This window comes from Mesorhizobium sp. M8A.F.Ca.ET.207.01.1.1 (assembly GCF_004794715.1).
Lineage (GTDB): Bacteria > Pseudomonadota > Alphaproteobacteria > Rhizobiales > Rhizobiaceae > Mesorhizobium.
Window position 1 is genome coordinate 268,253 of sequence record NZ_SRUS01000007.1, and the last position, 22,733, is coordinate 290,985.

At 63.3% G+C, this 22,733-nt stretch carries 18 protein-coding genes; 8 read left to right on the forward strand and 10 right to left on the reverse strand.

Features of this window, described 5'->3' with window-relative positions; translation table 11 throughout:
• The first annotated feature begins 424 nt into the window (after positions 1 to 424).
• The gene (locus EN850_RS22400; RefSeq protein ID WP_136092251.1) at positions 425 to 2,455 is read left to right on the forward strand and encodes a long-chain fatty acid--CoA ligase; all 2,031 of its coding nucleotides are present in this window, start codon (positions 425 to 427) and stop codon (positions 2,453 to 2,455) included.
• Positions 2,455 to 3,156 carry a 50S ribosomal protein L11 methyltransferase gene (locus EN850_RS22405; protein WP_189591204.1) on the forward strand — a complete coding sequence of 234 codons (702 nt, stop codon included), beginning with the start codon at positions 2,455 to 2,457 and terminating at the stop codon, positions 3,154 to 3,156. The genes EN850_RS22400 and EN850_RS22405 overlap by 1 nt, the downstream gene beginning before the upstream one ends.
• A 559-nt stretch (positions 3,157 to 3,715) precedes the next feature.
• On the opposite strand, the gene EN850_RS36435 is transcribed toward EN850_RS22405, so the two are convergent.
• Positions 3,716 to 3,931, reverse strand: a complete 216-nt coding sequence (locus EN850_RS36435; RefSeq protein ID WP_189591206.1) for a hypothetical protein — start codon at positions 3,929 to 3,931, stop codon at positions 3,716 to 3,718.
• Between the two features lie 376 nt (positions 3,932 to 4,307).
• Positions 4,308 to 5,273 carry a LysR family transcriptional regulator gene (locus EN850_RS22415; RefSeq protein WP_136092252.1) on the reverse strand — a complete coding sequence of 322 codons (966 nt, stop codon included), beginning with the start codon at positions 5,271 to 5,273 and terminating at the stop codon, positions 4,308 to 4,310.
• A 628-nt stretch (positions 5,274 to 5,901) separates the two neighbouring features.
• Here EN850_RS22415 and EN850_RS22420 point away from each other — a divergent pair.
• The 3 genes from EN850_RS22420 to EN850_RS22430 are packed head-to-tail and all read left to right on the forward strand — an operon-like array spanning position 5,902 to position 9,037.
• Complete coding sequence (locus EN850_RS22420) at positions 5,902 to 6,690, forward strand: NAD(P)H-dependent oxidoreductase (RefSeq protein WP_135882934.1); 789 nt, start codon at positions 5,902 to 5,904, stop codon at positions 6,688 to 6,690.
• Between the two features lie 12 nt (positions 6,691 to 6,702).
• On the forward strand, positions 6,703 to 7,899 hold the full coding sequence (locus tag EN850_RS22425) for an MFS transporter (protein ID WP_136092253.1): 1,197 nt from the start codon (positions 6,703 to 6,705) through the stop codon (positions 7,897 to 7,899).
• Positions 7,868 to 9,037: an epoxide hydrolase family protein gene (locus EN850_RS22430; RefSeq protein ID WP_127278326.1), complete on the forward strand. Its 1,170-nt coding sequence runs from the start codon at positions 7,868 to 7,870 to the stop codon at positions 9,035 to 9,037. The genes EN850_RS22425 and EN850_RS22430 overlap by 32 nt, the downstream gene beginning before the upstream one ends.
• Before the next feature lie 146 nt (positions 9,038 to 9,183).
• Here the strand turns inward: EN850_RS22430 and EN850_RS22435 are convergent, their stop codons facing one another.
• Together EN850_RS22435 and pgi are read right to left on the reverse strand one after the other, a co-directional pair.
• Positions 9,184 to 9,906: an HAD family hydrolase gene (locus EN850_RS22435; RefSeq protein WP_135916826.1), complete on the reverse strand. Its 723-nt coding sequence runs from the start codon at positions 9,904 to 9,906 to the stop codon at positions 9,184 to 9,186.
• A 5-nt stretch (positions 9,907 to 9,911) separates the two neighbouring features.
• Positions 9,912 to 11,555 (reverse strand): glucose-6-phosphate isomerase, encoded by a 1,644-nt coding sequence (gene pgi / locus EN850_RS22440; protein WP_136092254.1) that lies wholly within the window; start codon positions 11,553 to 11,555, stop codon positions 9,912 to 9,914.
• Positions 11,556 to 11,857: 302 nt separating this feature from the next.
• Here pgi and EN850_RS22445 point away from each other — a divergent pair, with 302 nt between their 5' ends.
• Together EN850_RS22445 and EN850_RS22450 are read left to right on the forward strand one after the other, a co-directional pair.
• Positions 11,858 to 13,351 carry a PLP-dependent aminotransferase family protein gene (locus tag EN850_RS22445; protein ID WP_015314107.1) on the forward strand — a complete coding sequence of 498 codons (1,494 nt, stop codon included), beginning with the start codon at positions 11,858 to 11,860 and terminating at the stop codon, positions 13,349 to 13,351.
• A 192-nt stretch (positions 13,352 to 13,543) separates the two neighbouring features.
• On the forward strand, positions 13,544 to 15,130 hold the full coding sequence (locus EN850_RS22450) for a trimethylamine methyltransferase family protein (RefSeq protein ID WP_135862197.1): 1,587 nt from the start codon (positions 13,544 to 13,546) through the stop codon (positions 15,128 to 15,130).
• A gap of 19 nt (positions 15,131 to 15,149) precedes the next feature.
• Here EN850_RS22450 and EN850_RS22455 read toward each other — a convergent pair whose 3' ends face one another.
• From EN850_RS22455 to EN850_RS22470, 4 genes are all read right to left on the reverse strand, one after another.
• Complete coding sequence (locus tag EN850_RS22455; RefSeq protein ID WP_127276403.1) at positions 15,150 to 15,548, reverse strand: hypothetical protein; 399 nt, start codon at positions 15,546 to 15,548, stop codon at positions 15,150 to 15,152.
• Positions 15,549 to 15,616: 68 nt separating this feature from the next.
• Positions 15,617 to 17,008 (reverse strand): chromate efflux transporter, encoded by a 1,392-nt coding sequence (gene chrA, locus EN850_RS22460; protein WP_136092255.1) that lies wholly within the window; start codon positions 17,006 to 17,008, stop codon positions 15,617 to 15,619.
• On the reverse strand, positions 17,005 to 17,823 hold the full coding sequence (locus tag EN850_RS22465; protein ID WP_136092256.1) for a sulfurtransferase/chromate resistance protein: 819 nt from the start codon (positions 17,821 to 17,823) through the stop codon (positions 17,005 to 17,007). Before EN850_RS22465 ends, chrA begins: the two co-directional genes overlap by 4 nt.
• A gap of 233 nt (positions 17,824 to 18,056) precedes the next feature.
• Complete coding sequence (locus tag EN850_RS22470; RefSeq protein ID WP_127276409.1) at positions 18,057 to 19,862, reverse strand: IlvD/Edd family dehydratase; 1,806 nt, start codon at positions 19,860 to 19,862, stop codon at positions 18,057 to 18,059.
• Between the two features lie 151 nt (positions 19,863 to 20,013).
• Here EN850_RS22470 and EN850_RS22475 point away from each other — a divergent pair, with 151 nt between their 5' ends.
• Positions 20,014 to 20,463, forward strand: a complete 450-nt coding sequence (locus EN850_RS22475; RefSeq protein WP_135921146.1) for a carbon monoxide dehydrogenase subunit G — start codon at positions 20,014 to 20,016, stop codon at positions 20,461 to 20,463.
• 17 nt (positions 20,464 to 20,480) lie between these two features.
• Here the strand turns inward: EN850_RS22475 and EN850_RS22480 are convergent, their stop codons facing one another.
• Both EN850_RS22480 and EN850_RS22485 read right to left on the reverse strand, forming a co-directional pair.
• Complete coding sequence (locus EN850_RS22480; protein ID WP_127276413.1) at positions 20,481 to 21,650, reverse strand: Mrp/NBP35 family ATP-binding protein; 1,170 nt, start codon at positions 21,648 to 21,650, stop codon at positions 20,481 to 20,483.
• 76 nt (positions 21,651 to 21,726) lie between these two features.
• Positions 21,727 to 22,731, reverse strand: coding sequence for an inorganic phosphate transporter (locus EN850_RS22485; RefSeq protein WP_136092257.1), 1,005 nt, complete (start codon positions 22,729 to 22,731; stop codon positions 21,727 to 21,729).
• Between the last annotated feature and the right edge of the window lie 2 nt (positions 22,732 to 22,733).

Sequence of the window (22,733 nt, forward strand, 5' to 3'; positions counted from 1 at the left end):
TATAAGCACCGTTTTTCCGGGTTTGGAACACCCCGTTTGCTTACCCCGCGGGAAGCAGGAAAAAAATCCGCCATTTTGCTAAATGGCAGAAAAAATTAGCAGTTCTTTCTATTCACGAGATTATTAACGACCGCATTTTTTTATTGATCCGACGTCCGGCGACAGGGGTGCCGCGCCCCTGTCTTCATCGGCCGCGGATGCGCGAAGATGCCGGTTCCAGCTGTGGCCGGCGGGAAAGATTTACGGCGGCAAATCTTTCGGCGTCCTGCCGCTGGGGCAAGACTTGCACCGCCGCCGATAGAGGCAATACATAGATGGACATAGATGGACAACTGGCGGCAGCGGAGGGCGTCTCCATCAATCCGGGGGCGGTGCGGCACAGGCCAACGAGAAACAGGCGACCAGGGTTGTCGAGGAGGAACGGGTGGCAAAAGCGTCGAAGAGCCCAGTGAAAGCGCCGGCCAAGGCGGCCTCGAAACCAGCCGCCGGTGGAGACGGGCAAGGCAAGGCCGCGGGCAAGGCAGCGACCGCGAAGGCGGCGCCCAAACCCGCCAGGAATGCCCCCCCGGCGAAAGCCGCGGCCACGGCCAGCACCGCCACGAAGCCGGCTGCGAAAGCCGCGCCGGCAAAGGCGCCCGCGGCGAGGACGGGATCGGGCAAGGCCGGACCGGGCAAGGCCACGACGACGAAGAACTCGCCACCAGCGAAGACCGCACCGGCCTCGAAGCCGGCGACGGCGACCAGCCAGCGGCTGCCGAAGGCGCTTACCGAACTCGCCGCCGGCCTGCCGCAAAAGCCATGGCTCAACAGCTATCCCAAGAACATGCCTGCCGAGATCGGCGCCCTGCCCTACGGTTCCATCGGCGACTTCCTGGTGGGCGCCTGCAAGCAGTTCGCCGGTCAGCCGGCCTTCACCTGCATGGGCAAGTCCATCACCTACGCCGAACTCGAGCAGCTTTCGGCGGCCTTCGGTGCCTATCTGCAGTCCACTGGATTGCAGAAGGGCGCGCGCGTCGCCCTGATGATGCCGAACGTGCTGCAGTATCCCGTGGCGATGATGGCGGTCGCCCGCGCCGGCTTCACGGTGGTGAACGTCAATCCGCTCTACACGCCGCGCGAACTGGAGCATCAGCTCAAGGATTCCGGGGCGCAAGCCATCGTCATTCTCGAAAACTTCGCCAACACCTTGCAGACGGTCGTCGCCAGGACCTCGGTCAAGCACATCGTCGTCGCGGCCATGGGCGACCTGCTCGGCGGCCTGAAGGGCTCGATCGTCAATCTGGTGGTGCGCCGCGTCAAGAAAATGGTGCCTGCCTGGTCATTGCCCGGCCATGTCAAGTTCAATGCGGCCCTGAAGGCCGGCAGCGGCATGGCTTTCAAGCCGGCCACGGTAGCCGCCAATGACGTCGCCTTCCTGCAATATACCGGCGGCACCACCGGAATCTCCAAAGGCGCGACCCTCTCGCACAGCAATGTGCTGGCCAATGTCGCGCAGAATGCGCTGTGGCTGCAGGACGCCTACACCGTCAAGCCAAAGCCGGCGCATCTCAACCTCGTCTGCGCACTGCCGCTCTACCATATCTTCGCGCTGACGGTGAATGCGCTGATGGGCATGCAGATGGGCGGCCAGAACATACTGATCCCCAATCCGCGCGACATTCCAGGCTTCGTCAAGGAAATGGGCAAATATCCGATCCATATCTTTCCGGGCCTCAACACGCTGTTCAACGCGCTGCTCAACAATGAGGACTTCCGCAAGCTGGACTTCAAGCCGCTGCTTCTGACCTTGGGCGGCGGCATGGCGGTACAGAAGGGCGTCGCCGAACGCTGGAAGGCGTTGACCGGTTGCCCCGTCAGCGAAGGCTATGGCCTTTCGGAGACCTCGCCGGTGGCGACGGCCAACAAGTTCAGTTCCGGCGAGTTCACCGGCACCATCGGCCTGCCGCTGCCCTCGACCGAAATCGCCATCCGCGACGACGACGGCAATAACGTGCCGCTGGGCGAGGTCGGCGAGATCTGCATCAGGGGACCGCAGGTGATGGCCGGCTACTGGAACCGGCCGGACGAGACCGCCAAGGTGATGACCGCCGACGGCTTCTTCAAATCGGGCGACATGGGTTTCATGGACGAACGCGGCTACACTAAGATCGTCGACCGCAAGAAGGACATGATCCTCGTCTCCGGCTTCAACGTCTATCCGACGGAACTCGAGGAGGTGGTGGCGGCGCATCCGGGCGTGCTCGAAGTGGCGGCGATTGGCGTGCCGGACGAGCATTCGGGCGAAGTGCCGAAGCTGTTCATCGTCAAGAAGGACCCGGCCCTGACCGCCGAGGCCATCACCGCTTTTTGCCGCGAGAACCTGACCGGCTACAAGCGGCCGAAATTCATCGAGTTCAGGACCGAATTGCCGAAGACGCCGGTCGGCAAGATCCTGCGGCGGGCGTTGCGCGAATAGTGGCGGACGATCCCGCCGGCTTCGAAGCGCCGGGCCGACGCCTCGACCCGGCGGAATTCATCAAGGCGAATTTGCGCCTTGCCCCAGTGCGGGCGCTTCCTGAAATCCAGCTCTACACGCCCCATCCCGGCAGCGGGCTGAGGCGGCTCGTCGGGCCGCACGACGATCTGGACGAAGCCGAGCCGCTGCCGCCCTACTGGGCCTATGCCTGGGCCGGCGGCGCCGTGCTGGCGCGCCATATACTCAACCATCCGGAGATCGTGGCGGGCCGCCGCGTTCTCGACCTCGGCGCTGGCTCCGGCCTGGTCGGCATCGCCGCCGCCAGGGCCGGCGCAGCGGAAGTGATCGCCGCCGAGATCGACCGCAACGGCGTCGCCGCGATCCGCCTCAATGCCGCGGCCAACGCCGTCGAGATCACCATCTTCGACAAGGATCTCACCACAGGCCCGCCACCGGCCGCCGACCTCGTGCTGGCGGGCGACGTGTTCTACTGCCGTGAGGTTGCCTTGCGGGTTATGCCGTTCCTCGACCGCTGCCTGGCATCAGGCATCGAGGTACTGGTCGGCGACCCCCGCCGCAACGATTTGCCGCTCACCCGGCTGCGATTGATCGCTGAATATGAGGTGCCGGATTTTGGGGATGCAAAGGGGATTGCGAGCAGACCGAGCGGGGTGTTTTGGTTTAAGGCGGAAGAGCGGTAGGGCGCTGGGCGCAGGCCGATAGCTGGAACGGCCGGGGTTCGAGCCAGTGCTTGCTTAGGTCGAATGAACGTCTGGTTAGCGCCTAATTCCGGTCGTTCATCCACCTCCCGGGAGTTCCCGAAGGCGGACAGTCTGCTCACTGGCCGGACGCCAGCATTTGAATGCAACTCTAACTTGTAGTTAGCTTGTAATTCCGTGCCTAGCCTAAGCGATTGCGTTCTTGCAATATCCCAGGTCAAGCTCCAGAGCCAGTTAACATCAATGGATCTCGAGTGCGCGCTTATCGACTGCCATTAGGATCGGGGAAGCCGCAAAGACGATCTTTCGAAAAACTCAGAGCTTTCCAAGTCGAGAATTCGGAGAGCATGCCGACCAGAGCGAACGCGAACACGTCGGTGTCGAACCGATGCTTTTGGCGCTTTCGATGGAGCTGGCACTCAAAGCGTGGTTCGTCTTCGACCACGACGATCCAAGAGTCGTCAAATCGCACAACCTGATGAAGCTGTTTGATCGCCTAGAGCCCGAAAGCCAAGAGAAACTCGACGCTGAGTTCAAAAGGTCAGTGGCCCGGTATCATCCCCATGGTTTCTAGATCGACTACAGTATTCGTCACATTTTGCATCAGCACCAAGATGCCTTCACCGACTGGCGCTACTTTCACGAGGCGAAGAAATCGATGATGTTCGATCAGGGTGCTTTTGAGGCAACGCTCGAAATGGTGCTCCGTGAGTTCGAGAAAAGGTATCGCATTGAGCGGTGAAGCCGCTTTGGCCATCCTGAATGCAGTCCGGATCGGAGGCCCTCAATGCGGCAGTGAATGCTCGTTTCGAGCGGTAGCTTCGGGCAGGAGCTTTCCGTGCCGGAGCGAAGGGCTAACGACCGCAACGAGGGGATCCCCAGAACTGCGCCGCGGGAATGTCTGCTTACTACATTTCAATTCCGAGATCGGACTATCCGAAATCGGCCCAGACTCGGTCATTCGGGTGCCCATCTTCATCCTGTCGGGTGAATCTAGAAACGGCTAAAAACCGCGATTCCTGTGGAATGGCGCGCCCGGCATAGCGAAGATGGGCACTCAGACCATTGGCAAATTGCGGTGTCACTTAACTCGTTTGCATGCTGATCGGCGCAGCGCAGCAGACCCGCTAGGGTCAGGAGCCATTGATGTGAGGCGCGTGATCTGTTTCAGGCTCCGCGACCCTAGACCCGCCTTTATCGTGGTCCCCAACCAGGCTTCCGATCAGGTTTCGGACCCAGCGGTGGCCCGCATGCCTATGACATCTCTCGTGCCAAATCAGACTGACATTGAATTGCTCACCTAGCCAGGGCAGATCAACCATCATGAGTTTTTCTGATTGCCTAATAAATAGGCGCCTTGGCACGAGTGCAACCAAATCACTATCTAAGACGATCTCCGGCAGGAGCAAAAAGGAGGCCGCTGACACGACGACGTTGCGTCGGTAACCAAGTGTCGCCAAAGCACTGTCCACTGGCGTTTCGAAGTCGCCGCCTCGCGGTGACACCACAACGTGTTCCAATTCGACATATTCGTCTATTGTCATACCCGATTTCAGCCGAGGATGACCGTGTCTTCCTATGAGGACATAAGTTTCGTCGAATAAGTGACACGTCCGTAGGTGCGGGGCCGACCGCTCGGGAGTAGCGATAACAAGATCGACTTCCTTATTCCCCAATTGCTGCTCCACCAGCTCGGGCACCAGATGCCGTACGGCCACCCGTACTCCCGGCGCCGTCTGCCGGAGAGCCAAGACGAACGGCATCACCACTGCTGCCTGGATATAGTCAGAACAGCCGATCGATACGGTAAGCTCGGCCTTGCCGGGATCAAAGTCCTGATGAGAATGTAACGCGTTGCGCACGTGATCCAGCGCGTCTCTCAGTTGCGGTGCAAGTTCGATTGCCTTGGCGGTCGGGATCATGCCTCGACGAGTCGGGAGCAGAAGCGGGTCGTCAAACAAATCCCGAAGCCGTGCTAGTTGCGCGCTTACAGCCGGCTGACTGAGGTGCAGTTGATCTGCCGCTTTCGTTACGTTTTGTTCGGCAAGCAGCACTTCGAGCGTCGCCAAGAGATTGAGGTCGATGCGACTGTCATTCACCGTGTCTATTCCTAGTCGCCGTTTAATCATTTCTATATATGATGATCGCGGCGCTGCCCGTCAACGGCTTGGCCGCCTAATGGGAAGCTGTCTGTGTTGGCGTCGGGCCGCTGGCGCGAAAGCGATCGCTGCTTCTTACGATTGGTAGAGAGCCGCCAAACTGGAGCGGAGGGAGCCGTGCGGCACCGACGGGCCAATCGAACGCCCGCGTGCAAGTGCCAACGTGGCGATCAGCGGTTAGGTATCCGCTATCTGGATAGCACGGGTCAAGATAATCGATTTCACAAATCTTAGTCAGATACTCATGTTGAGGCCAGCCGGGCTTCCAATCCCGAGCCGGAGGCATCGAGTGATCTCAGTCAGCATCCCATACCCGACTAGCTTAGCGCGCGCTTTGGCGCGAACTGCTGCAACGAAACAAGCATTCTGCTGGTGATCGAGGAGCCTCGCCGCGCCGTCAACAGTGTAAGTATCGAAATCGATGTCGGCATCATCGAGCCGAGCGCGCCCGGGGGGGGCACGCAAAATCCCCGAAAACGTCTGGGTCACCAACGCGCAAGCCCTGGCGCGCAATTGATACCGATCGGGAACATCAGACACAGCTCTCAACAACTACGGAGACCATCTCGTGAAAAGAAATATTCTCATCGTTTACGCACACCCTGAGCCCACTTCGCTGACACGGCAGCTGGTCGACGTGACCGCTGAGATGTTGTCGGCGGCGGGGCACACCGTGGTCCATTCGGACCTCTACGGCATGAAGTGGAAGGCGGGGTACGACGCCGATGACTTTCCGATGCGCAACAACCCTGAGCGACTGTCGTTCATCATGGAATCGGACCATGCTTACGCAAGCGGGCATCAGACGCCCGACGTGATCGCCGAGCAGCAGAAGCTGCTCGCGGCCGATGCTGTGGTCCTGCAATTCCCGCTGTGGTGGTTCGGCGTGCCCGCGATCTTGAAGGGCTGGATAGAGCGAGTCTATGCCTTCGGTTTTGCCTACGGCTATCAGAATGGCTCCAACGAGTTCCGCTTTGGCGACGGCATCCTCAAGGGCAAGCGAGCGCTGGTCAACGTGCAGGCAGGCGGCCCAGTGGCCGATTATGGCCCGCGGGGTATCAACGGGCCGATAGAGCAACTGTTGTTCCCGCTGACTCATGGCGCGCTGTTCTACCCCGGCATGGACGTGCTCCCGACGCACGCGGTCTATGGCGCGGGTCACGTTTCCACGGCGGAGCAAGTGGACGCGATCAAGGCAGCATGGCGTGTACGTCTCGCCGGGCTATTCACCGACAAGCCGATTCCCTTCCGTTCGCAAAACGGCGGCGACTTCCCCGATCGCCACACCATGGCCGACCACGTTGCGCCGGGCCAAACCGGCCTCGCCGCGCACTTTGCCGATCTGATCGACGCATAAAGAGCAACACTGATGTCGCCTGCATTGTTCGCGCTTGCCGTGGCGGCCTTCGCCATCGGCACGACGGAGTTCGTCATGATCGGGCTTGTCCCGGATGTCGCGCGCGATCTTACGGTAACGATACCCCAAGCCGGTCTGCTTGTGACTGGCTATGCCCTGGCCGCGACCGTTGGGGCGCCGACGGTCACGGCCCTTACTGGAAGGCTTCCCCGCCGCGGGCTTGTGGTTGGACTGATGAGCCTGTTCACGCCCGGTAATCTGCTTGGCGGCGCTGCACCGACTTATGAAGTGCTGCTGGCCGGGCGGATCGTGACAGGAGTGGCGCACGGCGTGGTCTTCGCCGTCGGCGCGCCGATTGCGATGAGCCTGGCGGATCGTGAGCGCGGCGCGCGGGCGGTGGCGACGATGTTCGCAGGGCTCACCCTTGCAATGGTCATCGGTGTCCCGTTCGGCACAATCGTCGGACAGAGCCTTGGGTGGCGTGCACCGCTGCTGGCGGTGGCTGTGCTCGGCTGCCTCACGGCAGCGCTATTGCGACTTTTGTTGCCGCGGGAAATTCCCCACGCTCCGCCCGCCGGTTTAAGGTCGCAGTTCGCCGTATTGGCGAAGCCCCGCCTCCTGGCGCTCTATTTCATCGCCATGACCGGGTTCGGCGGATCATTCGTGGTTTTCACCTTTCTCGCACCGCTGCTGACGGAGGTAACCCACGTGTCTCCTGCCGCAGTCAGCTTGGCGTTCATGGCATTCGGCGCAGCTGCGGTGGTCGGGAATTTTGGTGGGGGCCGGCTTAGCGATGCACTCGGCACGCGGCGCAGCCTGATGGCAGCGCTGGTCGGTCTGGTCCTGGCCCTTGCGACGCTGCCCTTTTCGGCCCCGCACGTCCTGACAATGTTCGCCAACCTGCTCCTCTGGTCTGCCTGCTGCTTCTGTCTTGGCCCGATCGTTCAGTCTGGCGTGGTCGCGGCCGCGGAAGAGGTCGCGCCCGACGCCGTCGCGACTGCTTCGGGTGGAAAGCGGACATTGCGCCTACGGCAACGCCGACCTGCATGGCAGACGTTTTGCCGTGGCGCCGTTCGCAAAAAGGATGGCGTTTCAGGAAACGTTGTGCGCAGCTTTCAGTTCAGTCGGTATTACCCTTCGGCGGTCAACGTCGTCAGCCGTTTAAGCGGAGAACATCATGATTTCACCCTACATAATAAACATTCCTGACGAACGGCTCGCCACGATCAGAGCCAAGGTCGAGGCTTATGACTGGAGCCAGCTGCCGGATGCGGGGGGCTGGTCAGCGGGGGTCGGGGTTGATGACCTCAAGCGACTCGCCGCGTATTGGCGGTACAGCTACGACTGGCGTGCGGTCGAACGGCGCCTCAACGCGCTGCCCAACTTCACGGCCGACGTGGAAGGCGAGCACCTCCACTTCGTTCATGTGAAGGGCGACGGCTCCAAGCCGCCCGTACTGCTTCTCCACGGCTGGCCGGGCTCGTATCTCGAGTTCGAGCGGCTGTTGCAGCCGCTCGCAGCGGACGGGCACGACGTTGTCGTCCCCTCGCTTCCTGGCTTCGCGTTCTCCAACCCGATCACGCGCCCGATCGGCCCGCGGCGGGCTGCTGCACTCGTGCATGGGCTGATGATACAACTTTTCGGCGACGCGCGGTATTTCGTTCAAGGGGGCGATTGGGGCCACGGCATCGCGGCCTGGGCAGCGCATGATCGACCGGACGCTCTGCTCGGCATTCATATCAACATGATGACCGTGCGTGCGGAGGATGCCGCTCCGACGACCGACGAGGAGAAGTCCTTCGCCGCCAAGCGTGCCGCGATTGCCGATCGGGAGAGCGCCTACTTTCACGAGCAGGAAACCCGTCCGCAGACGCTCGGCGTCGCGATGGCCGACAGCCCGGTCGGAGCGGCGGGCTGGATACTCGAGAAGTTCGGCAAGTGGGCCGATCTTCCGACAACCGCCGATGGCGACCCCGACATCTGGAGCAAATTTTCCGAGGAGGAACTCCTCACCAACATCATGCTCTACATCGCGCCGGCATCGTTCGTGACGGCAACCTGGATCTACTACGGCAGCCGGCTTGAGGAGTCGCGGATGCTTCCGGCCGGCACCCGCATCCAGGTGCCGACCGGCGTTGCGGCCTTCCCCGATCCAGTGTTCTTGCCGCCGCCGCGCTCGTTCGCGGAGAAGACCTACAACATCGTGCATTGGACCGACATGCCGCGGGGCGGGCATTTCGCCGCGCTGGAAGAGCCGGAACTGATGCTGGCCGACCTGCGCGCCTTTATCGCGACGGTGTCGGGAGCGCGCTTTGGCTGCTTTCGGGACCATGGATTGACTGCCTAAACGTCTCCAATTGGAAGCTTCCTGCCATTCGGAAGTGCCCGCCGCGCACGGCAGTTATCCAATCGCCAAGACCCGAAAGCTGACTGTCCGCTCACGGCCCCATCTCGGCCATCGAAGTCAAACCACCTTCCCACCCCTTCTCCGGATCACGCCGTCTCCTTGACCCGTGCGGCCAGAAAATCCGGCAGGTCGGCAACCGAATCCAGGATGACGTCGGCGATCTCGGCCAGCGATTCGCGGGTGCCGGTGCCGGAGAGCACGCCGATCGCAAGGCCGCAGCCGCCGGCGCGCGCCATTTCGAGATCGTGCCTGTTGTCGCCGACCATGGCGATCTCGCTTGGCTTCAGGCCGGTGAGGTCGCAAAAGGCCTGGATGGTGTCCGGGGCCGGCTTGGGATTGGCGACGGCGTCATATCCGTAAGCGGCATCGAACAGTTGTGCGACGCCGAGCGTGACCAGCGTTTTTTCGGCGCCGCTGGTCGAATCGTTGGTGGCGACGCCAAGCCGGTAGGATCGCTTGTGCAGCAGGGCCAGCGTGTCGACGACATCAGGCAGCGCCACCGCCATCGCCGAGCCCTGCACCGAGGTAATCTCGTTGAAGCGGGCGACGGCCAGCATCTGATCCTCGTTGGACAGGCGCGGAAACCACAGTTCGACGACGTCGAGATTGGTGCCGGAGGCAAAGATGGAGTCGGGCTTGAAGCGCCGGTTGGCGAAATCGAAACCGGCGGCCGCGAGCAGCCTGTCGGCCTTCCAGCGATCGCCCTCGGCTGCATCCATGGCCATGAAATCGGCAACGCCGAGCCAGGTCGCGTTGAAATCGACAAGTGTCCCGTCCTTGTCGAACAATATTCCCTTGATGTCTGCCAAACTTTTCACTCCGAACCACGCAATTGGCGGATGTATCCCACAAGGCCAGCGGTCGACGCGTCGCGCTTGGCGGCACTTTCCTTGCCTTCCACGACAGGCAGGAGGCCGGTCGCCAGTTCCTTGCCGAGCTCTACGCCCCACTGGTCGAAGGAGTTGATGTTGAACAGCGTTCCCTCGACGAAGACGCGGTGCTCGTAGAGCGCGATCAGCCGGCCGAAGGTGCGCGGGTCGAGCTTGCGGTAGAGGATGGTCACCGAGGGCCGGTTGCCGGAGAAGACACGGTGCGGGGCGATGCGGTCGACATCGGCCGGCTTCATGCCCTTGGCCAGCATCTGCGTGCGTGCCTCGTCCAGCGTGCGGCCCTTCATCAAGGCTTCCGACTGCGCCAGGCAGTTGGCGAGCAGCAGGTCATGCTGATGCTTGAGATCAGGCTCGTGGCCGACCGCGGCGGCGAGGAACTCGACCGGGATCAGATCGGTGCCCTGGTGCAGCAGCTGGAAGAAGGCGTGCTGCCCGTTGGTGCCTGGCTCGCCCCAGACCAGAGGCCCGGTCGGCGTCGTCACCGGCGTGCCGTCAAGGGTGACGCTCTTGCCGTTCGATTCCATGTCGAGCTGCTGCAGATAGGCCGGCAGCCGTGACAACCGCTGGTCGTAGGGGATGACCGCGCGGGCCGGATAGCCGCAGATCACGCGGTGCCACCAGCCGACCAGCCCCAGGAGCGCCGGCAGGTTCTTCTGGAGCGGCGCGGTGCGGAAATGCTCGTCCATCTCGTGCGCGCCGTCGAGGAAGGCGCGGAAATTCCGCGGGCCGATGGCGATCATGACCGGCAGGCCGATCGCGCCCCACAACGAATAGCGGCCGCCGACCCAGTCCCAGAAGCCGAAGACGCGATCCGGCTCGATGCCGAACTTGGCCACCAGGTCGAGCGCGGTCGAGACGGCGGCGAAATGCTTGCCTACGGCTTCCTTGCCGAGCGCTTTCTGCACCCAGTCGCGCGCCGTCTGCCCATTGGTCATCGTCTCGACCGTGGTGAAGGTCTTGGAGGCAATGATGAACAGCGTGGTTTCGGCGGACAGCCCCTTCAGCGTGTCGTGGATATGGGCGCCGTCAATGTTGGAGACATAGTGCGCGCGCGGACCGTCATGATAGGGGGCGAGCGCCAGCGTCGCCATGGCCGGACCAAGGTCCGAGCCGCCGATGCCGATGTTGACGATGTCGGTGATCTTCTTGCCGGTGGCACCTGTTGCCTTGCCGGAGCGGATCGCCTCGGCGAAAGAGCCCATCGCATCGAGCACGGCAACGACATCCGCCTTGACGTGCTGGCCGTCGACCGTGACCCCCTTGCCGCTGAGGTTGCGCAGCGCCGTGTGCAGCACGGCGCGGTCTTCGGTGACGTTGATCTTCTTGCCGGCGAACATGGCGGCGCGGCGGCCTTCGAGATCGGCGGCGGCGGCGAGCTTCTCCAGCAGATTCATTGTCGCCGCGTCGACGGCGCATTTAGACCAGTCGAGCAGGAGGTCACCATCGGTGGCGGAGAACGTCTTGAAGCGCTGCGGATCGGCGGCGAAGACCTGGCGCATGTCGCCAGGGACCGCGGCGCGATGATCGCGCAGGGCGGCAAGCTGTTTCTGGAAGGCTGACTGATCCACTGGCGGGGACTCCTGGCGTTTTGGACGCACCATATCAGACCGGATGTTTCCGGCGCGTGTCGTCGCGCCACAACTATTGAGCCGAATTCCATCCGGTCAATACGCGGCGATGACGCAGCGCATCACGATGCGATGACACAATGTATCGGGTGGCGAGGTGGCCGCGGCTTATTTCGAGCTTGAAGGATCACTGGCATAAATCCCAAAGATCAGAAAAATTGATTGGCGCAACCCCTTGTGCCACGGTTACGTTCGGCTGGTCCAGCCAAGCAAAAAAAGCTGGCCATCGAGGAACATCTTCCATGCCACAGAGAAACGACACGGCGATATGGTCCGGCCTGTTCCGGATTTCGGCTGAATCCGGCCAAACCCTGCAGGCGCAGATCCGCCAAGCCATCGTGGCCGCCATTCTCGACCGCCAGATCGCCGCTTCGATGCCGCTTCCCTCCTGCCGGATCCTGGCCGAGAAACTCGGCGTGGCGCGCGGAACGGTGGTCCTGGCTTTCCAGCAGCTCGTCGACCAGGGTTTCCTGGTGGCGCGCGAGCGGCGCGGCCATTTCGTCAATCCGGACGTGCTGGCGACACCCGCCAAGCCGCACCAGAAGGCGCCCGACCAGGCCAACGAGATCGACTGGAAGGCGCGCCGGCAGATCGCGGCAAGCGACATGCCGCCGCCGGCCAAGCACGAGAACTGGATCAAGTCGTCCTACCCCTTCGTCTACGGCCAGTTCGACCCGGCGCTGTTCCCGACCGCCGAGTGGCGCGAGTGCAACCGCATGGCGCTGGCCGTGCTGGAGATCCGCAACTGGGCGTCCGACATGGTCGACCGCGACGATCCGCTGCTGATCGAGCAGATACAGGCACGGCTCTTGCCCAGGCGCGGCATCTTCGCCAATCCCGACGAAATCATCGTCACGCTGGGCGCCCAGAACGCGCTCTACATGCTGGCCTCACTGCTGATGACCAAGGGCTCGAAAGTGGCGATGGAGGATCCGGGCTACCCCGATGCGCGCTCGATCTTCCGCCTCGCGGGCGCCGACATCGAGCCGGTGCCGGTCGACCAGTCCGGTATCGTAACCTCCTCTATTCCCAATGATTCCGGCTTCGTCTTCGTCACCCCCAGCCATCATTGCCCGACCATGGTGCCGCTGTCGGCGGAGCGGCGGCAGGACCTCCTGGCGCGCGCCAACCGGCACAACCAGATCATCATCGAGGACGGCTACGACAGCCAGCTTCTCGACGAGGCACCGCAGCAGGCGCTGAAGAGCCTCGACCGCTCCGGCCGTGTCGTCTATGTCGGCTCGATGTCGAAGACGCTGGCGCCGGGCCTGCGGCTTGGCTACATCGTGGCCTCGGCTGGACTAATCGCCGAACTCCGGGCGCTGCGCCGTTTCATGCTGCGCCATCCGCCGGCCAACAACCAGCGCGCCGTGGCATTGTTCCTCTCGCTCGGCCATCACGAAGCGCTGGTGCGGCGGCTGTCGAGCGCCTTCGACGAGCGGCGCAAGCGCCTGGTCCATGCGATTTCCGCCTTCTTGCCGGAGTGGCGCTCGACGGATTCGGCCGGCGGCACCTCGCTTTGGCTGGAAGGACCACGGGGTACCGATTCCCGCGGTTTGGCCGAGGCCGCCGCCTCGCGCAGCGTCATCATCGAGCCGGGCGACCGCTTCTTCGACCGTACCGAAAAGCCTTCGCGTTTCATGCGGTTGGGCATTTCCTCGATCGCGCTGCAGCACATCGAGCCCGGCATCCGGGAATTGGCCACCGCCGCTGGCCGCAGACCCGCCGCGGCCTGATCCATTCTTCGATCCTTTGACGGGAGCCGCCTTCAAGCGGCTCCCGCTCCCTTTTCTCTGGCATACTCGACTGAACCCGCTGGCTCATAGGCTGTGCCAATGCCGGCGGCATAGTCGTGGCACAAAGGGGAAGAAGCAGCCGATGGTGGACCAACCGCCGCGCTGTTTCTCAGGAAAGGTGGAGTGTTTTCCATGTCAGTGGTTCTTGAAAAGCAGGACGCGGCGGATCAACGCTCCCGCCGCTCCGGGGGGCGCGAAGCGCGTCGCGCGATGCGGGCAGCGCCGCTCGCCGACGACATCAAACCGGTGCGTGCCGGCCTCGAGGGCGGCAGCTACGGACCACTCAAGGGCAATGATCGCGAGCGTATCCACGAAGCGGTGCTGACGCTTCTGGAGACAGTCGGCTTCGCCAACGCCATCCCCTCCTGCATCGAGGCGCTGACCCAGGCCGGCGCCACCTATGGCGATGACGGCCGCATCCGGTTCCCGCGCGCGCTGGTGCTCGAGACGATCAAGAAGGCGGCACGGAATTTCACCTTGCACGGCCAGGATCCCAAACACGACATGGTGATACAGGGCAAGCGCGTGCATTACGGCACGGCGGGTGCCGCCGTGCATCTGGTCGATGTCGAGAAGCGCGAATACCGTGAGTCGCTGCTGCAGGACATCTATGACGCGGCCCGCATCGTCGAAGGGCTCGACAACATCCATTTCTTTCAGCGGCCGATGGTGCCGCGCGACATTCCCGATCCGCTCGAAATGGACTTCAACACGCTCTACGCCTGCGTGATGGGCACGTCCAAGCATGTCGGCACCTCGTTTACGGTGCGCGAGAACGTGCAGCCGGCGCTCGAAATGCTCTACGCGATTGCCGGCGGCGAGGACAATTTCCGCGCCAGGCCGTTCGTGTCGAACTCGAACTGCTTCGTCGTGCCGCCGATGAAATTCGCCGAGGATGCCTGCGGCGTGCTCGAAGCATGCGTCGAGGGCGGCATTCCAATCCTGCTGCTGTCGGCCGGACAGGCCGGCGCCACGGCGCCGGCGGCGATTGCCGGCGCCGTGGTGCAAGCGGTAGCCGAAGTGCTGGCCGGTCTGGTCTATGTCAACGCCATCAAGCCGGGGCATCCGGCGATCTTCGGCACCTGGCCGTTCGTATCGGACCTGCGCACAGGCGCCATGTCGGGCGGCTCGGCCGAACAGGCGGTGCTGACCGCCGCCTGCGCCCAGATGGCGCAATTCTACGACCTGCCGGGCGGCTCGGCCGCAGGCATGACGGATTCGAAGCTGCCCGACATCCAGTCCGGTTATGAAAAGGGCATCACCGACGTAATGGCCGGCCTTGCCGGGCTCAACCTGGTCTATGAATCGGCCGGCATGCATGCCTCGCTGCTCGGCTTCTGCCTGGAAAGCCTGATCATCGACAACGACATGCTCGGTCATTGCCTGCGCTGCGTGCGCGGCATCGAGGTGACCGACGAAGCGCTGTCGATCGCCACCATCGCCGATGTCTGCCTGAAAGGCCCGGGGCACTATCTCGGCAACGAGCAGACGCTGCGGCTGATGCAGACGGAATATTTCTATCCCGCCGTTGGCGACCGGTTTTCGCCGAAGGAATGGAATGAGAAGGGCCGGCCCGACATATTGCAGCGGGCGATCATCGAGAAGAAACGCATCCTTGCCGAGCGCTTTCCGCGCCATGTGCCGAAGCTGCTCGACGACAAATTGCGCGCCCGCTTCGGCGACATGATCAAGCTGCCGCGCGGCGGTATGGGCGGGTAGCCGCTCCTCGTCAAACAGTCTACTCGGCTGCCAGCCCGTAGTGTTCGACGACTTCGGCGTTGATCAGCTTGGCGTGCAGCGCCATCAGCACGATCTGGGCATCGAGGCCGTCGCCGGCTTCGAGAGCCGCCTCGATCCGGCGCTCCGCATCGAGCCGCTGTTGCGGACCTTGCGCCCGCTCGAAGGTTTCCGGTCCGGCGATGCAGTAGCTGAACAGGGTCGCCACCCGCGGATAGGCCCGCGGCGGCGGTTCCTCGGGCCAGTGGTCCTTCATCAGATTGACGATGGTGAGTTTTACGCCCTCCGGCACCAGGGCCGGATGCAGGTCGGCGCCGCGCAAGGCGGCATCGAGCTGCCGCAGATCACCCGAGCGGCCGAACATGCCGAGAAAGCCAAGAGAAGAGCGTCGTTGCGCCATGAGTGTCCAATCCGTTTTCCCACCAGTTAGGTGGTTGGCCGGCGGAATACAAAGATAGTGACCGGCGTCTATCCGCTCACCGCCAGCAGCAAGACGCCGGCCAGGGCCGACCCGGCAAGTGTCGGCAGCATGCCGACCTTCAGCCTGAGGATGGCAATCATGGCGGCGCAGGACAGCAGTGCGGCGCGCCAGTCGATCGACGACGGCACCGGCACGTTCATGCCGAGGCCCAACTTGCGCACGTCGTGGAAGATGACGTGCAAGGCAAACCATAGAGCCAGGTTCAGGATGACGCCGACCACGGCGGCGGTGATGGCGCCGAGCGCAGCCGACAGAGCCTTGTTGCCGCGCAGGGCCTCGATATAGGGCGCGCCGAGGAATATCCAGAAGAAGCAGGGCGTGAACGTAACCCATAAGGTCAGCAGCGCTCCAAGCGATCCGCCAAACAACGGGCCTATCGCGCCGGAGTGGCGAAAGGCGGCGATAAAGCCGACAAACTGCAACACCAGAATGAGCGGCCCCGGCGTGGTCTCGGCAAGCCCGAGGCCATCGACCATCTCGCCGGGCGCCAGCCAGCCGAAGGATTCGACGGCCGCCTGTGCGACATAGGCAAGAACCGCGTAGGCGCCGCCGAAGGTGACGACCGCCATCAGGCTGAAGAAACCGCCTATCTGCGTCCATACGCTGTTTGTCCCGGTGAGCGCCCAGAGCAACAGAACCGGCCCGAGCCAGATCGGCAGCCAGATCGCGATAATGCGCGGCGCATGCCATCTTGTCGGTCTGGCATGGGCCAGTTGGCCGCGCTCGAACATCAGGTCGACCGCGCCCTTGATGTCGGGAGCATCGTTCTTGCCGTGCGCCGCACCGGAAAACAGGGCTGGCGCGACGCGGTTTCCCGCCCATCCCACCAATCCCGCAATCAGGACGATGAGCGGGAACGGAATGCTGAGGACATAGATGCCGAGAAAAGCGCAAAGCGCGATCGCCACCATCACCCGGTTCTTCAAGGCGCGGCGGCCGATGCGGATCACCGCCTCGACCACGACCGCGAGCACGGCGGCCTTGACGCCGAAGAACAGAGACTCGACCAGCGGGACATCGCCGTAGAGCGCATAGAGGATGCTCAAGGTGAGCATGACGAGTGCGCCCGGCACCACGAACAGGATGCCGGCGACGAGACCGCCGGCCGTCCTGTGCAGCAGCCAGCCGATGTAGATGGCGAGTTGCTGGGCTTCGGGACCGGGCAGCAGCATGCAGTAGTTCAAGGCATGCAGGAAACGCTGCTCGCCGATCCAGCGCCGATCCTCGACCAATTCCTTGTGCATGAGCGCGATCTGCCCCGCTGGCCCGCCGAAGCTCAGCAATCCGATCTTCGCCCAGAGTTTCGTGGCTTCGCGGAAGCTCGGGACCGCCGGCACCTCGACGATGTCTGCACTTTCTCCCGAAATGAGGCTGCTCATGTTGGCTTCGCCCCGCCCGGCCAGTTGTGCGTCTCCTCAGTGGCGTCGCGGCACCAGCGGAAGAACGCGTCATAGAGAAGCATCCCCGCCTCCAGCTGTTCCAGATCGTCGCGGAACATGCGTGACAGGCCAAGCGAGGCGGCAAGGAATCCGGCGGCTTGGGGAACGAGATCGAGCCTGGCGGTGTCGGCCGCGCGCACGATCGTGGCAAGGCGATCGAGTGCCTGGGATTCCAGCCCGAACTCCTCGATCATCGTGTCGAAGGTGCAGCGTTCGCCGCGATGGCTCCAGAACACATTGTCGATGTCGAAGGGCACGGCCTGAAAGCGGTCCGCGACAGCAGGCACTTCGGCCGCCTCGACAAAGAGGAAGACCGCATGCGGATCGACGAAGCGCCGGATCAGCCAGGGGCAAGCGATGCGATCGACCTTGGGGCGAGCCCGCGTCACCCAGACGGTGCGGCCTTTTTCATCGCGGGACGGGATCTTGGCGGCGTGGACCAGTAGGCCGCCGGCATCACGCCAGGCCTCGAAACCGCCTTCGAGGGATTCGGCGGCAACGCCCTGGTGCCGCAGCCAGGCGGCCACGCCTTGCGAGAGCTTTTGCCCCTTCTGGCAGACCACGGCCACCTGGCTGCCGGCAAGGTCGGCTGCCCAGGTCGAGACGGTCTTGAAGTTGCGCCGGTGCGAGGCCGGCAGCGGGCGCGGGTCGGCATCGTAGTCCTCATCGAGGCGGACATCGACGATTACAGGCGCGCCGGGCAAACCAACCAGACGGGATAGTTGCTGTACGGTAATTTCGGTTGTTGACGGCATGGCGTCCACCTCCTGAAAAGAGAAGCTTGGACGCGAACATTGGGCTGACGCCTCACGGGGTGGTCGCGATGCACCCCTTGCGGTGATGTTGGAATTGTTGGGCGGTCTTGTCAAGGACGGAGCATTCCCGGCTACGCCGTCAGAGCGGCGGCCTGATCGATCAGGCCGCCGGTCCTCGTCCATCCATCATCCGTGACCAGCCAGGAATAATCGACGACTATTCCGTGGAATAATCAGTGATTGTCGCGAGGCACGCCCATGGTATGGGCGACATCCTGGTATTTCACAGCCGGCTTCAGCACCATGCCGGCCGAGAACTGGTCGACCATGCCGCGCTGGATTTCCTGCCATGGCGTCTGGTGCTGGGGATAATGGTAGCCGCCATCTTTCTGCAGCTCGGCGCGCCGCCGCGTGATCTCGTCGTCGCTGACGAGGATGTTCGCGGTGCCTTTCCTCAGATCGATGCGGACGCGGTCGCCGGACTTGAGCAACGCCAGACCGCCGCCGACCGCGGCTTCCGGCGAGGCATTCAGGATCGACGGCGAGCCCGACGTGCCGGACTGGCGGCCGTCGCCGATGCAGGCCAGCGCGTGGATACCCTTCTTGATGAGGTAGGCCGGCGGCTGCATGTTGACGACCTCGGCGCCGCCGGGATAGCCGACCGGGCCAGCGCCGCGCATGAACAGGATGGTGTGCTCGTCTATGCCTTGCGCCGGGTCGTCGATGCGGGCGTGGTAATCCTCCGGCCCATCGAAGACCATGGCGTTGCCCTCGAAGGCTTCCGGGTCGTTCGGGTTCGATAGATAGCGCTCGCGGAATTCGGGCGAGATGCCGCTCATCTTCATGATCGCCGAATCGAACAGATTGCCCTTGAAGTTGATGAAGCCGGCATCGGCCTTCAGCGGCTCGGCCACGGTGCGGATGACATCGGTGTTCTCGTTGGCGACCCCCTTGCAGTTGTCGCCGATCGACTTGCCGTTGACGGTCAGGGCATCGGGGTGCGGCAGCATTCCGGCCTTCATCAGCTCGGCCACCACGGCAGGCACGCCACCGGCGTGATGATAGTCTTCGCCGAGATATTCACCCGATGGCTGCAGGTTGACGATGAGCGGCACCTTGAGGCCGACCTTCTGCCAGTCGTCATTGTCGAGCGGCACGCCGAGATGGCGGGCGATCGCGTTGAGATGGATCGGCGCGTTGGTGGAACCGCCGATCGCCGAATTGACGACGATGGCGTTTTCGAAGGCCGCGCGGGTCATGATGTCGGACGGTTTCAGGTCTTCGTGCACCATGTCGACGATGCGCTTCCCGGTCTCATAGGCGATCTGGCCGCGCTCGCGGTACGGCGCCGGGATGGCGGCCGAACCGGGCAGTTGCATGCCGAGCGCCTCGGCCAGCGAATTCATCGTGGTGGCGGTGCCCATCGTGTTGCAGTAGCCCGTGGACGGCGCCGAAGAGGCAACGATGTCCATGAACTCGTCATAGTCGATCTCGCCGGCCGACAGGCGCTGGCGCGATTCCCAGACGATAGTGCCCGAGCCGGTGCGCTTGCCCTTGTGCCAGCCATTGAGCATCGGGCCGACCGACAGCGCGATGGCCGGGATGTTGACGGTGGCCGCCGCCATCAGCAAGGCAGGCGTGGTCTTGTCGCAGCCGATGGTCAGCACGACGCCGTCCAGCGGATAGCCATAGAGCACTTCGACAAGGCTGAGATAGGCGAGGTTGCGGTCAAGGGCGGCGGTCGGCCGCTTGCCGGTCTCCTGGATCGGGTGACAGGGGAATTCGAAAGGAATGCCCCCCATCGAGACGATGCCTTCGCGCACGCGCTTGGCGAGCTCGATGTGGTGCCGGTTGCAAGGCGAAAGATCAGAGCCCGTCTGGGCGATGCCGATCAGCGGTTTGCCCGACATCAGCTCGGCGCGTGTCAGCCCGTAATTCAGGTAGCGCTCGAGATAAAGCGCCGTCATTCCCGGATTGTCGGGATTGTCGAACCACTCCTGCGAGCGGAACTTTTTCTTTTTCGTAGGGGCGCCAGCCATCATGGTCTCCGTATTTGTATGACAAATCGATATGACAACGCGCGGATGCAGGCAAGGGGCACGCGTGATCTGAATCCGGACTTTGGTGCGATAGACAGCTATCGAGCCGCGCGCTACGACCAATCCGACATCGGCGATCGGGGAGGTTTTGATGGCTTTGGTGATCGAAGGCGAGGAACGTATCGCCGCACCCGTGCAGAAAGTGTGGGAAGCGCTGAATGACCCAACCGTCCTGAAGGACGCCATTCCGGGCTGCCAGAGCCTGGAAATGAAATCGGCGACCGAGATGGCGGCGACGGTGGTGCTGAAGATCGGGCCGATCAAGGCGACCTTCAACGGCGAAGTGACGCTGAAGAATCTCAAGCCCCCGCATGCCTACACCATCCAGGGCGAAGGCAAGGGCGGCATTGCCGGCTTCGCCAAGGGCGGTGCCGACGTCACCCTGACCGCCGACGGGCCGGACGCGACGGTCCTCAAATATGCGGCCAAGGCGGAAGTCGGCGGCAAGATCGCGCAGCTCGGCAGCCGGCTGATCGAATCGACCTCGAAGAAGCTGGCCGGACAGTTCTTTTCGGCATTCGGCGAGAAAGTCGGCGGCTGATCCCTTCCCCTCGAGGGTCACTCAAACACGATGCTCGGCACAGCCGCTTCGGCCGCGCCGCGTTCCTCGTTGACCCTGTCCCAGACCTTGGAAGCGATATCGCGATAGATTTTCGCCTCTGCGCCCTCGGGCTTGGAGACGACCACCGGCGTGCCGGCGTCCGAGCTCTCGCGAATGCCCATTTCCAGCGGCACCTCGCCGAGGAAGGTGACGCCCAGCCTCTCGGCCTCACGGCGCGCGCCGCCATGGCCGAAAATATCGTAGCGCTTGCCGGTATCCGGGGCGAGGAAGTAGCTCATGTTCTCGACGATGCCGAGCAGCGGCACATCGACTTTTTTGAACATATTGAGGCCTTTGCGGGCATCGATCAGCGCCAGGTCCTGCGGTGTCGAGACGATGACGGCGCCGGCCAGCGGCACCTGCTGGGCCATGGTGAGCTGGGCGTCGCCAGTGCCGGGCGGCATGTCGACGACGAGCACGTCGAGCCGCCCCCATTCGACCTCACGAAGCATCTGCGTCAGCGCCGACATCACCATCGGCCCGCGCCAGATCATCGGCGTCTCCTCATCGACGAGGAAACCCATCGACATCACCTTGAGGCCATAATTCTCCATCGGTTTCAGGATCTTGCCGTCGACCGTCTGCGGCCGGCCATGGATGTTGAGCAGCCTGGGCATCGAAGGCCCATAGATGTCGGCATCGAGCACGCCGACCCGCAAGCCATTGGCGGCAAGACCGAGCGCCAGATTGACGGCCGTCGTCGACTTGCCGACGCCGCCCTTGCCGGAGGCGACCGCGATGATCGCCTCGATGCCGGGCACACCGCGCTTGCCGTGGCTCTGCGAAGCAGGAGCATGCGGAGCCGCGCGCGGTGCGGCGGCGGGCGGCGCCGGCCTGGGTGCGGGGCGCGATGGAACCGGTGCCTCCATGCCGCCGCCTTTCTTTTCAGCCGTCAGCGCGACGACCGCGCCGGCAACGCCGGGAATGGCCTTCACCACCCGCTCGGCGGCGGCGCGCAACGGCTCCATCTCCGGGGCGCGCGCGGCGGGAACGGTGATCGAGAAGAACACTTTCGAATCGGCAATGAAAATCTCGGAAACCATGCCGAGGTCGACGATGTTGCCGGTGAAATCCGGCCCGTTCACCGTCTTCAGGCGCTCGGTGACGATTTCCTTGGTAATGGACATGGCGGTTATTCCCTGGCGTTCGGCTGCAGCTCACATAGTGCAGAACGCGGACGGCTCCAAGCGCCACGCCGCGACATCACCGGGCCAGGCTGAGCGCCAGGTAGGTGAGAGCGGAAATCGCCGCCGTCGCCGGCAAGGTGACGACCCAGGCGACAACGATGTTGCCGGCGATGCCCCAGCGGACGGCCGAGATACGCCGAGCCGCGCCGACACCGATGATGGCACCGGTGATCGTGTGCGTGGTCGAGACCGGGACGCCGAGCCAGGTGGCTGCGAACAGGGTGATCGCGCCGCCGGTCTCGGCGCAGAAACCCTGCATCGGATTGAGGCGCGTGATCTTCGAGCCCATTGTGTGGACGATGCGCCAGCCGCCCAAAAGCGTGCCCAGCGCCAGCGCCGACTGGCAGGTGAGGACGACCCACAGCGGTACATAGAACGAGGTGCCGAGCATCCCCTGCGAATAGAGCAGCACGGCGATGATGCCCATGGTTTTCTGGGCGTCGTTGCCGCCATGGCCGAGCGAATAGAGCGAGGCCGAAAAGAACTGCAGGATGCGAAACGTGCTGTCGACAGCGAATGGCGTCTGTCGCACGAACACCCATGAAACCACCAGGACCAGGAGAAGCGCCAGGACGAAACCGGTTGCCGGCGACAGCACGATCGCGGCGACCGTCTTGCCCAGGCCCGACCAGACGATGGCGCCGAAGCCTGCCTTTGCGATCCCGGCCCCGACCAGCCCGCCGATCAGCGCGTGCGAGCTGCTCGACGGAATACCGGCGATCCAGGTGACGATGTTCCAGACAATAGCGCCGACCAGCGCCGAGAAGATCACCGCCGGGGTGACGACACTGACGTCGACGATGCCCTTGCCAACGGTCTCGGCGACATGAAGGCCGAAGAACAGGAAAGCGATGAAATTGAAGAAGGCCGCCCACAGCACCGCATAATGCGGCCGCAGCACCCGCGTGGAGACGATGGTGGCGATGGAGTTGGCCGCGTCGTGCAGGCCATTGAGAAAATCGAAGAACAGCGCCACGGCGACGAGGCCGACGAGCAGGGGAAAGGCGATGGTCGCTTCCATCG

Bases quoted from the DNA above. Each gene is read 5' to 3' on its own strand.
- EN850_RS36435 (WP_189591206.1), bottom strand. From the start codon at position 3,931: ATGGCCAAAGCGGCTTCACCGCTCAATGCGATACCTTTTCTCGAACTC.
- EN850_RS22425 (WP_136092253.1), top strand. From the start codon at position 6,703: ATGTCGCCTGCATTGTTCGCGCTTGCCGTGGCGGCCTTCGCCATCGGC.
- EN850_RS22430 (WP_127278326.1), top strand. From the start codon at position 7,868: ATGATTTCACCCTACATAATAAACATTCCTGACGAACGGCTCGCCACG.
- EN850_RS22445 (WP_015314107.1), top strand. From the start codon at position 11,858: ATGCCACAGAGAAACGACACGGCGATATGGTCCGGCCTGTTCCGGATT.
- EN850_RS22450 (WP_135862197.1), top strand. From the start codon at position 13,544: ATGTCAGTGGTTCTTGAAAAGCAGGACGCGGCGGATCAACGCTCCCGC.
- EN850_RS22455 (WP_127276403.1), bottom strand. From the start codon at position 15,548: ATGGCGCAACGACGCTCTTCTCTTGGCTTTCTCGGCATGTTCGGCCGC.
- chrA (WP_136092255.1), bottom strand. From the start codon at position 17,008: ATGAGCAGCCTCATTTCGGGAGAAAGTGCAGACATCGTCGAGGTGCCG.
- EN850_RS22465 (WP_136092256.1), bottom strand. From the start codon at position 17,823: ATGCCGTCAACAACCGAAATTACCGTACAGCAACTATCCCGTCTGGTT.
- EN850_RS22470 (WP_127276409.1), bottom strand. From the start codon at position 19,862: ATGGCTGGCGCCCCTACGAAAAAGAAAAAGTTCCGCTCGCAGGAGTGG.
- EN850_RS22475 (WP_135921146.1), top strand. From the start codon at position 20,014: ATGGCTTTGGTGATCGAAGGCGAGGAACGTATCGCCGCACCCGTGCAG.
- EN850_RS22480 (WP_127276413.1), bottom strand. From the start codon at position 21,650: ATGTCCATTACCAAGGAAATCGTCACCGAGCGCCTGAAGACGGTGAAC.
- EN850_RS22485 (WP_136092257.1), bottom strand. From the start codon at position 22,731: ATGGAAGCGACCATCGCCTTTCCCCTGCTCGTCGGCCTCGTCGCCGTG.